Origin of the sequence: Ralstonia pickettii, from assembly GCF_001699815.1 — a bacterium.
Classification (GTDB): Bacteria; Pseudomonadota; Gammaproteobacteria; order Burkholderiales; family Burkholderiaceae; genus Ralstonia; species Ralstonia thomasii.
This window is the reverse complement of sequence record NZ_MCGB01000021.1, coordinates 1-9,766: the sequence shown is the minus strand read 5'-3', so window position 1 is coordinate 9,766 and position 9,766 is coordinate 1. Positions and strand designations below refer to the sequence as shown.

The window sequence follows — 9,766 nt, the reverse complement described above, 5'->3', positions numbered from 1 at the left end:
CGACGCCATCGCCATCACCTGCGCCCACACCAACGCCGGCGCCCACACCTGCGCCAGCGCCGGCGACCTATTCCGTGGGCGGTACCGTCAGCGGGCTGACCAGCGGCAAGTCCGTCACGCTGCTGGACAACGGCGGCGATGCGGTTGTCGTCAACGCCAATGGCAGCTTCAACTTCCCGACCAAGCTCGCGCAGGGCAAGCCCTATGCAGCGACGGTCGGAACGCGGCCTTCGGGTGAGAACTGCACCGTCACCAACGGCAGCGGCACCGTGGGCACCAGCAACGTGACCACCATTGCGGTGGCCTGCACGCCCAAGCCCCTGTTCGGCTATGCGGTCAACTCGAACGACGGCACCATCTCGGCCTTCACGCTGGATGCGACCACCGGCATGCCCACCGCAGTCGGCACGGCAGTGGCGGTGGGAGCAGGGCCGCTGTCGCTGACCATCGACCCGGCGGGCAAGTTCGTCTACGTGGCCAACGCCAACGCCAACACCGTCACCACGCTCTCCATCAATGCCGATACCGGACTGCTCACGGTAGTCGGCTCGGCCACACCCACGGGCGTGCAGCCCTATAGCATTGCGCGCACGCCCAACGGCAAGTTCGCATACACGACCAACTATGGAGACAACACGCTGTCGGCGTTCTCCGTCAACACGGGCACCGGTGCACTGACCGCGCTCGCGCCCATCACCGCCGGGGCCAACCCGTACACGGTCGCCATCAACAGCGCAGGCACCTTCGCCTACGTGGTCAACGCCAACAGCGGCGCCACGCCGGGCACGGCCATGGCGTTTGCCGTCAACAACACAACGGGCGCACTCACGCAGGTGGGCACCACGGTCAACACGGGCAACACGCCGCAGTTCATCGCGGTCAACTCGGCGGGCACCTACGCCTACGTGACCAACGCCGCAGACAACACCATCAACGTCTACAGCATCAGCAACACCGGGGCGCTCACCGCATCGGGCACACCGGTGGCGGCAGGCACCAACCCGTACTACATCGCCATCGCACCGTCGGGCGGCTTCATGTACGTGACCAACGTGCTGGCCAACACGGTCAGCGTCTTCAGCATCAACCCGTCCAACGGCGCCCTCACGCTGGTCGACACCACGCCCACCGGCAACGCGCCCGTGACCGTGCTCGTCAACCCCGCCGGCACCTTCGCCTACGTGGTCAACGCCGTGGACAACAGCGTCAGCGCGTACAGCATCAACAGCACCACCGGCAAGCTGACCGCCGTGGCAAGCGGGTCAGCCGCCACCGGCAACATCCCGCGCGGGATGGCGATCGTGGCGGTGCCGTGAGGCTGGGCTGAATCGATTTGGTGGAATGCAAAAAGCCCCTCGCGAAGGCGAGGGGCTCTGTTTTATTGCGGGGGTCCCACGCGGCAGCCCCGGCCAGCCTCACACATCAATCGCCGAAGTCGACTTCACCTTGCGGCGCAACTCGTATTTCTGGATCTTGCCCGTCGACGTCTTGGGCAGCGGCCCGAAGAACACTGCCTTGGGCACCTTGAAGCCGGCCAGCAACGTCTTGCAATGTGCGATCAGGTCTTCTGCGGTGGCGGTGGCGCCGTCCTTGAGTTCAACGAAGGCGCAGGGCGTTTCGCCCCACTTGGCATCCGGCTGGGCAACCACGGCGGCAGCCAGCACGGCCGGGTGCCGATACAGCGCGTCCTCCACTTCCACGCTTGAGATGTTCTCGCCGCCGGAGATGATGATGTCCTTGCTGCGGTCCTTGATCTTGATGTAGCCGTCGGGCATGCAGACGCCCAGGTCGCCGGTGTGGAACCAGCCGCCGGCAAAGGCCTCGCGCGTGGCCTTCTCGTTCTTGAGATAGCCCTTCATGCAGATGTTGCCGCGGAACATGATTTCGCCAATGGTCTCGCCATCGGCCGGCACAGGCTGCATGGTCTCGGGGTTGAGCACCGCCACTTGCGATTGCAGGTGGTACCGCACGCCCTGGCGCGCCTTCATCGTTGCCCGGTCGTGCTCGGGCAGCGTACGCCATTCGTCCTGCTCGGCGCAGACGGCTGCAGGGCCGTACACCTCGGTCAGGCCGTAGACGTGCGTCAGCTCAAAGCCCATGGCTTCCATCTGCGCCAGCACGGCGGCCGGGGGCGGTGCACCCGCCACCATGCCGCGCACCGGCCCGCGCAGGCCCTCGCGCCACGACGGCGGCGCGTTCACCAGCGCGGTATGCACGATGGGCGCGGCGCAGTAGTGCGTCACGCCTTCGTCGCGCATGAGGTCAAACACCAGCTTCGGCTCGAACTTGCGCAGGCAGACATTCACGCCCGCACGCGCCGCGATCGTCCATGGGAAGCACCAGCCATTGCAGTGGAACATCGGCAGCGTCCAGAGATAGACGGGATGCTTGGGCAGATCCCACTCCAGGATGTTCGACACCGCGTTGATGGCCGCGCCTCGATGGTGATAGACCACGCCCTTCGGGTCGCCCGTGGTGCCCGAGGTGTAGTTCAGCGCAATGGCGTCCCACTCGTCGGCGGGCAACTGCCAGGCGTAGTGCGGGTCGCCCGAGGCCAGGAACGTTTCGTAATCGGTGTCGCCAAACGGCTCGGCCTGCGGACCCAGGGCATCGTTCACGGCAATCACTTTCAGGCCGGGAATCTCCAGCGCCATCTGGCGGGCCAGGTCGGCAAACTCGGTGTCGGCCAGCAGCACGCGGGCTTCGCCATGGCGCAGCATGAAGACGAGGTTGGCGGCATCCAGACGGATGTTCAGCGCGTTGAGCACGCCGCCCGCCATCGGCACCCCGAAGTGCGCCTCCACCATGGCAGGCGTGTTGGGCAGGAGCGCCGCCACCGTGTCGCCACGGCCGACGCCCGCCAGCGACAGCGCACTGGCCAGGCGCCGCGCGCGCTCATAGGTGTCGCGCCAGTTCTGGCGCACCGGCCCGTGCACGATGGCCAGGCGGTCGCCATACACATCCGCCGCGCGGGCAAGAAACTCGATGGGTGTGAGCGGGACGAAGTTGGCCGCGTTGCGGGCCAGACCGCTATCAAAATCCGTGGGCATTGCTGTGTCTCCGTGCGCCGGGCGCTGTTGCTTTTTGTTGGGCAACGCTATCATCGGCCGGCTCCCGCACTCTGTCACCTGAGTGACAAACCGCCCGGAAACCCGCGCCACCCGAAGGCTGACGGGTTTCTTACAAAGCGAAGGCAGAGCCCCACGCGCCCCCGCCACCCTTGACCGTGTGCCTTCGCCTGCCATGACGACACCCCGTGCTCCGACGCCCGCCACGCAACTGCAAGGCCATGCGTGGTACACCGCGCTGGCGCCTGAACACCAGGCCCTGGCCGGGCGAGAAACCCTGCTGCAGGCCTTCGAGCCCGGTGCCTTCATTGCCCGCCGCGGCGAACCGTCCCGCTACTGGATCGGCGTGGACACCGGGCTCATCAAGCTGGCCGTGTACACCTCCGACGGGCGCGGCTGCACGTTCTCCGGCGTGCCTGCGGGCGGCTGGTGCGGCGAGGGCAGCGTCATCAAGCGCGAAGACCGCCGCTATGACGTGATCGCCATTCGCGCCTCGCACGTGCTGCTGGTGCCCGAACCCGTGTTCAATACGCTGCTCGCGCAGAGCTTGCCGTTTGCCAGCTTTGTGGTGCGCCAGCTCAACGAACGCATGGGTCAGTTCATTGCCACCGTGCAGAACGACCGCCTGCTGAGCGCCGATGCGCGCGTGGCGCAAGCGATTGCGCAGCTGTTCCACCCTGCCCTGTACCCGCGCACGAGCACCGTGCTGGAGCTGTCACAAGAAGAGATCGGGCTGCTGACGGGGCTGTCGCGCCAGCGCGTGAACCGCGCGCTGCAACGGCTGGCCGAAGGCGGAATGATCGCGCTGTCATACCAGACCATTCGCGTGACCGACCTCGAGCGGCTGCGGCTCTTCGGCCTGTCGGAGCTGTAAGCGCCGCGCCCGACTCTGTCACCCGGGCGACATTGCCCCTGTTACGCACAGACATAGAATCCTGCAACAGTCGCGCTTCATCCGCCGCCTTATCGGTCAGCCATGCCACTCATCAGCCGCGCCCACGTCCGTCTCTCGCGCCTGCGCTTTCCGTTTGCGGTGCGCGTGCAGTCCGAGCAGGGCACCGTATGCCTGCGCGATGCCAACGGCCGGCGCGAAGTGCGCCCGGGCAATCCGTTCGTGGTGCCCGCCTTCGCGCATTTCGGTTGCGAGATTCCGGGCACCGTGTGGCAGCCGTGCGCCATCACGTTCAAGGCCGTGCCCGACGCCGGCTGCCCCCGCATGGCCGCCATTCAGCATGACAAGCCCTGGGCGCGCGCATTCGCCACGCTGGTGTTCGAACACCCCGTGCAGGCGTGGAACGCCGCGCTGCTGAGCCACTGCTGGCAGGCCTGCCCGCGCCAGGTGCGTGCGCGTCTGTTTGCGGAAGGGGAAGCACTGCATGCGCTGGTGCGCGAGCAACGCGCCGCCTGGGCGCTGTACCGGCTGGCGCACACGTGCGGCAATGACGAGCCCGAAGCTGAAGCGCTGCACGCGCTGGCCCGGCGGGCCGGCCTCCGCAACGCGCGCACGCTGAACGAAACGTGCGCAAGCCTGTTCGGGGTGGAGCTGGCTGCCCTGCTGGCGGGCAACGCAGATTCGGTCAGCGGTTTGGTGCACGGCAGCACCGCCCCGTTGGAGCGGTGGGCGCAGCCGCTGGCGATGGCCCTTTAAGCGCTGCGCCGCAACCGCGGCATCAATCGAAGATCACCCCACGCCGCACGCCCGCACGCGGCAGCGGGCTCGGCTCGCCAAGGATGTCGAGCACCGCATCTTCAATCGTGTTGGACAGCGCGTTGAGCGCGAGGTCGTTGTCTTCCGTGCCGAACGGGTCTTCCAGCTGCGAGGCGATGGCCTCGTGCGCCATGAAGGTGTACGCCACGAACACCGCAAACACGGGCGTGAAACTGCCGATGCTTTCCACCAGCCCAAACGGCAGTGCCGCGCAGAAGAAGTACACCGTGCGGTGGATCATGACCGAGTAAGCAAACGGCAGCGGCGTGCCCGCAATGCGCTCGCACCCGCCGATGCTGTTCGACAACTCGTTGAGGTTGCGGTCGAACGCCAGGGCGGCGTACCCATCGAGCGCACCGGCTTGCGCGCGACGCTGCACCCATTCACCCATCCACTGCACGATGACGATGGGCCGGTAGCGCGCGGCCATCACGCGTTCGAGCAACGCTGCGGGCAGCCGGGTGGCGAGGTCTTCGCGCGCATCGGTGTGGCGCAACTGGTGGCGCAGCGCGTGCGGCAGCGCGCCCAGCACCTGTGCGAACTCGCGGACGTCGGCATCGGTCACGCCGCTGTTCGGGCCATTGGGGCCATTTGTGCCATCCCCGCGCGGCAGCGTCAGTGCCTGGCGCGTGAGCGAACGCGCCGTGTTGAGCAACTGGCCCCAGAGCTTGCGGGCCTCCCAGTAGCGGTCGTAGCTGGCGTTGTTGCGAAAGCCCAGGAACACCGCCAGCGCAATGCCGACGAGCGAGAACGGCGTCGTGCTCAGGTTGACGGAGACGGGCAGCAGGTGCGCATGCACCGCGATGGCCACTAACGACACGAAGAAGATGAGGAACAGGCGCGGCAGAAGCTGCGGCAACACCGACCCGCGCCATGCGAGCAGCATGCGGAACCAGTGCAAATGGGGGCGGACAACCATGGGAAGACGCGAATGCGTTGCAGGGGAGTGCGCGAATTATGGCAGAGGCAAGGCCGCCCGGATGCCTGCCTATGCCCTGCGCCTCACTGCACCGCGCCAATGAACGCCGCCAGCTCCGCCGTCTTGGGGCTGGCAAACACCTCTTTGGCCGGCCCGCTTTCATGGATCAACCCCTGGTGCATGAACACGAGCTGATCGCCCACGTCACGCGCGAAGCGCATCTCGTGCGTGACCATGATCAGCGTCATGCCTTCGGCGGCGAGCTGCTTCACCACGGCCAGCACCTCGTTCACCAGTTCCGGGTCCAGCGCGGAGGTGATTTCGTCGCACAGCAACACCTTCGGCTGCATGGCGAGCGCGCGGGCAATGGCCACGCGCTGCTGCTGGCCGCCGCTGAGTTGGTCGGGGTACGCATCGAACTTTTCGGCCAGGCCCACCTTGACGAGCATCTGACGGGCGAGGTCGTTGGCATCGGCCTTCTTCATGCCCTTGACCACCACGGGCGACAGCGCCACGTTCTGGCCGGCTGTGAGGTGCGGAAACAGGTTGAACTGCTGGAACACCATGCCGACGTTCAGGCGCAGCGCGCGCAACCGCGCGGGCGTGGCCTGCGAGCCCTGGAGCACCGCGTTGTCGACCACGATCTGGCCGTCGTCAATCGCCTCCAGCCCGTTGATGGACCGCAGCAGCGTGCTCTTGCCCGAGCCGCTGCGCCCAATGATGGCGACCACCTGGCCGGCCTCCACGCGCAGGTCGACGCCCTTGAGAACGTGGTTGTTGCCGTAATGCTTGTGTACGGCGCAGAGATCAACGAGCGGCATAGAGCTTCTTTTCCAGATGAGAGGCGTAAAGAGACAGCGGCCAGCACAGCGCGAAATACCCAATGGCTACCAGCCCGTAGATAAGGAATGGCTGGAAGGTGGCATTGGCCAGCACCGAACCCAGCTTGGACAGGTCTTCAAACCCGATGATGGACGCCACCGCCGTGCCCTTGACGATCTGCACGGAGAACCCGACCGTGGGCGCAATCGACAGGCGCACCGCCTGCGGCAGCACCACGTGGCGCATCTGCTGGAAGTAGCCCATCGCCAGGCTGGAAGACGCTTCCCACTGCCCGCGCGGAATGGCCTCGACACAGCCGCGCCACACCTCGGCCAGATAGGCACTGGTGTACAGCGTCAGGCCGATGGCGGCAGCCGTCCACGGCGACATCTCAAACCCCGCCATGGACGCACCAAAGAACACGATGAACATCTGCATGAGCAGCGGCGTGTTCTGGAAGAGCTGGATGTACGCCTTGCTCACGCGCTGAAGCGTGGCGTTGCGCCCCACACGGGCAAACAGCACCACCAGGCCGGCCGTGCCGCCCAGCGCAAAGGCCATGAGCGACAGCATGAGCGTGGCAAGCAGTCCCTCCCCCAGCTTGAGGAGAATGGGCAACAGAGGGATGTCGGCAATCATGCGGCGTCTCCAACGGAGGCGGCTGCGGTGGCGGTGGCAGCAAGCGGAGCAGCGGACGCCGCAGGCGCGCGGCGCCCCACGACAAAGCGCTGCCCGATCCAGGCCAGCAACTGACGCAGCAACAGCGCCAGCGCAAAGTACAGCGCCGTCACCACCAGGTAGGTTTCAAACGCGCGGAAGTTGCGCGACTGGATGAAGTTGGCTGCAAAGGTCAGATCCTGCGCGGCAATCTGCGAGACGACCGACGTGCCCAGCATCACGATCACGATCTGGCTGCTGAGCGCCGGCCACACCTTCTGCAGCGCGGGCCGCAGCACCACGTGCCGGAAGACGGCCCAGCGGCTCATCGCCAAGGCATTGGCCGCTTCCAATTGGCCGCGCGGCGTTTCTTGAATGCCTGCACGCACGATCTCGGTGATGTACGCGCCCAGGTTGACCACCGCCGTGAGCAATGCCGCCTGCCATTCGTTGATCTGCACACCCAGCGAGGGCAAGCCAAAGAACACGAACATCAACTGCACAAGGAACGGCGTGTTGCGGATGCCCTCCACATACACCTTGAACAGCGCATTGAAGGGGGCGATGCGCCAGGCGCGGCACACGCCCCCGGCAATGCCGATGGCGCCACCCGCCACCGCGCCCGCCGCCGTGAGCGCGAGCGTGAATGCCGCGCCCTGCGCGAGCTGGCCGCTGTAACTGAAGACAGCACCAAAGTCGAATTGATAGGCCATGAAGAGGTCCGGCGGACTTGCGTTGCGAAGGTGCGTAGAACCTGTTCACGATCCGTAGCGAGCGGCCCGAGGTTGGCGCGAGAAGCGCAGCCGTACGTGGGTACGGCGAGCATCGCAGTGTCAAGATCGGGTCGCGCAGTAGGATCGTGAGCAGGTTCTACAGCTTTGCGGGCAGCGGCATCTTGATCCAGCGCTGCGACAGATCGTTCAGGCGGCCATCCGTCTTCAGCTTGGTGATGACGGTGTTCACCTTGTCGAGCAGCGCGGGCTCGCCCTTGGCCACACCCACATAGCAAGGCGTGTCTTCCACGGGGAACTTCAGGTCGAGCTGGCGCAGCTTCGTGCGCTCGTTCACCGCGTTGGCGACGATGTTGCCCACCGTCACCAGTTGCACCTGGCCGATCAGGTAGCTCTGCGCGGTGGCGTTGTTGTCTTCATAGCGCTTGATGGTGGCCGACGCCGGCGCCACGGCCGAGAGCGCCAGATCTTCAGTCGAGCCGCGCGTGACGCCGATCGTCTTGCCAGCCAGATCTGCCGGCCCCTTGATCGACACATCCTTCGGGCCGTACACGCTCTTGGGGAACGGCGCATACGCCTGCGTGAAGTCGATCACCTTGGCGCGCTCGGCGTTCTTACCGAGGCTGGAGATGACGACATCCACCTTGCCCGTGGTGAGGAACGGAATGCGGTTGGTGCTGGTGACGGGCACCAGCTCTGCCTTGACGCCGAGCTCCTTGGCGATAAGGCCGGCCATGTCGATGTCATAGCCCTGCAGCTTGAGGTCTGGCCCCAGCGAGCCGAACGGCGGGAAATCGTTCGGGATGGCCACGCGGATCACGCCGGCTTTCTGGATGTTGGCCAGCGCATCGGCATGGGCCGGGCGGCCGGGCAACAACGCCGCAACAGCGCTGGCCGCCATGACGGCATGGAGGAAGAAGCGACGCGAGGTGGGGCGCGAAGCGTGGCGGGCAGTGATGCGGGTCATTCAAAAACTCCTTCAGGAAATTCAGGATCAGGAAATCGAGGCGAGGCGAAAGGAAGCCGGTTCGTGCTGCATGGGTTCGGGCGTGGCGGGCGGCGCAGTCAGATCAATGCCGCTGCGGCGCGCGGCCGACAGCAGATGCGCACGCATCGCCTCTGCGCTGGCGGCGACATCGCCCGCGGCAATGGCCTGCACGATGGCGTCGTGCTCGTGCGCGGGGTGGTCGTCTGCGCCGTTGCGGGCAAAGGGCAGGCGCAGGCTGTGGCCGATGGCGTGTTCCAACTGGCCGGCCATTGCCATCAAGCCCGGGTTGCCGGACAACTGCGCGAGCAGCAGGTGGAAGTGCAAATCCGCCTCTGCCGCGCTTAGCAAATCATTGCGCTCCAACGCATGGGCCAACTGCTGCTGCAACCACTGCAGGTGGCGCAGGCCGGCGGCATGCATGCGCGCGGCGGCCAGTGCCGTCCAGCCGGGCTCCAGCACCAGGCGCAGCTCGATCAACTGACGCGGCGACAGCGTGCCCAGCGCGGGCGTGGCAAACGGCCGGTGCATGCGCTCTGCACTCGCCCCTTCTGCGCCGAACTTCTGGCCGCGCACCACCACGCCCCGGCTGGGGAGGATGTCCACCAGGCCCAGCGTTTCGAGCACGGTGAGCGCCTCGCGCAACGACGCGCGGCTCACGCCCAGGCTTTCCGCCAACTCACGCTGCGGCGGCAGGCGGCTGCCACTGGGGTACTCGCCACTCAGGATGCGTTGCTGGAGTGCTTGCGCGACGGAGGATGGAATGCTGTGCATGCGCCGAGATTGGAGAAAGACACGGTCGTGGTCTGACCGGTCGCCCACGGCTTATGCGAGTTTTGTGCCATGCAGCATTAAGCTGCGTGTTGCGCGGTATTG

Annotated in this window: 10 protein-coding genes; 3 read left to right on the top strand and 7 right to left on the bottom strand. The window is 66.2% G+C overall.

Features of this window, described 5'->3' with window-relative positions:
* On the top strand, positions 1 to 1,316 hold a 1,316-nt coding region (locus BEK68_RS02855), incomplete at its 5' end, for a lactonase family protein (RefSeq protein WP_065851560.1).
* Positions 1,317 to 1,415: 99 nt separating this feature from the next.
* Here BEK68_RS02855 and BEK68_RS02850 read toward each other — a convergent pair.
* Complete coding sequence (locus BEK68_RS02850; RefSeq protein WP_009277204.1) at positions 1,416 to 3,050, bottom strand: acyl-CoA synthetase; 1,635 nt, start codon at positions 3,048 to 3,050, stop codon at positions 1,416 to 1,418.
* 193 nt (positions 3,051 to 3,243) lie between these two features.
* On the opposite strand from BEK68_RS02850, the gene BEK68_RS02845 reads away from it, so the two are divergent.
* The gene (locus tag BEK68_RS02845; RefSeq protein ID WP_009239330.1) at positions 3,244 to 3,942 is read left to right on the top strand and encodes a Crp/Fnr family transcriptional regulator; all 699 of its coding nucleotides are present in this window, start codon (positions 3,244 to 3,246) and stop codon (positions 3,940 to 3,942) included.
* Between the two features lie 102 nt (positions 3,943 to 4,044).
* Positions 4,045 to 4,716 (top strand): hypothetical protein, encoded by a 672-nt coding sequence (locus BEK68_RS02840; protein WP_009239331.1) that lies wholly within the window; start codon positions 4,045 to 4,047, stop codon positions 4,714 to 4,716.
* A gap of 22 nt (positions 4,717 to 4,738) precedes the next feature.
* On the opposite strand, the gene BEK68_RS02835 is transcribed toward BEK68_RS02840, so the two are convergent.
* The 6 genes from BEK68_RS02835 to BEK68_RS02810 all read right to left on the bottom strand — a co-directional run bounded on the left by BEK68_RS02835 (position 4,739) and on the right by BEK68_RS02810 (position 9,664).
* Positions 4,739 to 5,695, bottom strand: coding sequence for a bestrophin family protein (locus BEK68_RS02835; RefSeq protein WP_009239332.1), 957 nt, complete (start codon positions 5,693 to 5,695; stop codon positions 4,739 to 4,741).
* An 83-nt stretch (positions 5,696 to 5,778) separates the two neighbouring features.
* The gene (locus BEK68_RS02830; protein ID WP_009239333.1) at positions 5,779 to 6,516 is read right to left on the bottom strand and encodes an amino acid ABC transporter ATP-binding protein; all 738 of its coding nucleotides are present in this window, start codon (positions 6,514 to 6,516) and stop codon (positions 5,779 to 5,781) included.
* Complete coding sequence (locus BEK68_RS02825; RefSeq protein ID WP_009239334.1) at positions 6,503 to 7,156, bottom strand: amino acid ABC transporter permease; 654 nt, start codon at positions 7,154 to 7,156, stop codon at positions 6,503 to 6,505. Before BEK68_RS02825 ends, BEK68_RS02830 begins: the two co-directional genes overlap by 14 nt.
* On the bottom strand, positions 7,153 to 7,887 hold the full coding sequence (locus tag BEK68_RS02820) for an amino acid ABC transporter permease (RefSeq protein ID WP_009239335.1): 735 nt from the start codon (positions 7,885 to 7,887) through the stop codon (positions 7,153 to 7,155). The genes BEK68_RS02825 and BEK68_RS02820 overlap by 4 nt, the downstream gene beginning before the upstream one ends.
* Before the next feature lie 157 nt (positions 7,888 to 8,044).
* Positions 8,045 to 8,872 carry a transporter substrate-binding domain-containing protein gene (locus BEK68_RS02815; protein ID WP_009239336.1) on the bottom strand — a complete coding sequence of 276 codons (828 nt, stop codon included), beginning with the start codon at positions 8,870 to 8,872 and terminating at the stop codon, positions 8,045 to 8,047.
* A 27-nt stretch (positions 8,873 to 8,899) separates the two neighbouring features.
* Positions 8,900 to 9,664: a FadR/GntR family transcriptional regulator gene (locus BEK68_RS02810; protein WP_009239337.1), complete on the bottom strand. Its 765-nt coding sequence runs from the start codon at positions 9,662 to 9,664 to the stop codon at positions 8,900 to 8,902.
* Between the last annotated feature and the right edge of the window lie 102 nt (positions 9,665 to 9,766).

Bases quoted from the DNA above. Each gene is read 5' to 3' on its own strand.
- BEK68_RS02825 (WP_009239334.1), bottom strand. From the start codon at position 7,156: ATGATTGCCGACATCCCTCTGTTGCCCATTCTCCTCAAGCTGGGGGAG.
- BEK68_RS02815 (WP_009239336.1), bottom strand. From the start codon at position 8,872: ATGACCCGCATCACTGCCCGCCACGCTTCGCGCCCCACCTCGCGTCGC.
- BEK68_RS02820 (WP_009239335.1), bottom strand. From the start codon at position 7,887: ATGGCCTATCAATTCGACTTTGGTGCTGTCTTCAGTTACAGCGGCCAG.
- BEK68_RS02810 (WP_009239337.1), bottom strand. From the start codon at position 9,664: ATGCACAGCATTCCATCCTCCGTCGCGCAAGCACTCCAGCAACGCATC.
- BEK68_RS02845 (WP_009239330.1), top strand. From the start codon at position 3,244: ATGACGACACCCCGTGCTCCGACGCCCGCCACGCAACTGCAAGGCCAT.
- BEK68_RS02835 (WP_009239332.1), bottom strand. From the start codon at position 5,695: ATGGTTGTCCGCCCCCATTTGCACTGGTTCCGCATGCTGCTCGCATGG.
- BEK68_RS02840 (WP_009239331.1), top strand. From the start codon at position 4,045: ATGCCACTCATCAGCCGCGCCCACGTCCGTCTCTCGCGCCTGCGCTTT.
- BEK68_RS02850 (WP_009277204.1), bottom strand. From the start codon at position 3,050: ATGCCCACGGATTTTGATAGCGGTCTGGCCCGCAACGCGGCCAACTTC.
- BEK68_RS02830 (WP_009239333.1), bottom strand. From the start codon at position 6,516: ATGCCGCTCGTTGATCTCTGCGCCGTACACAAGCATTACGGCAACAAC.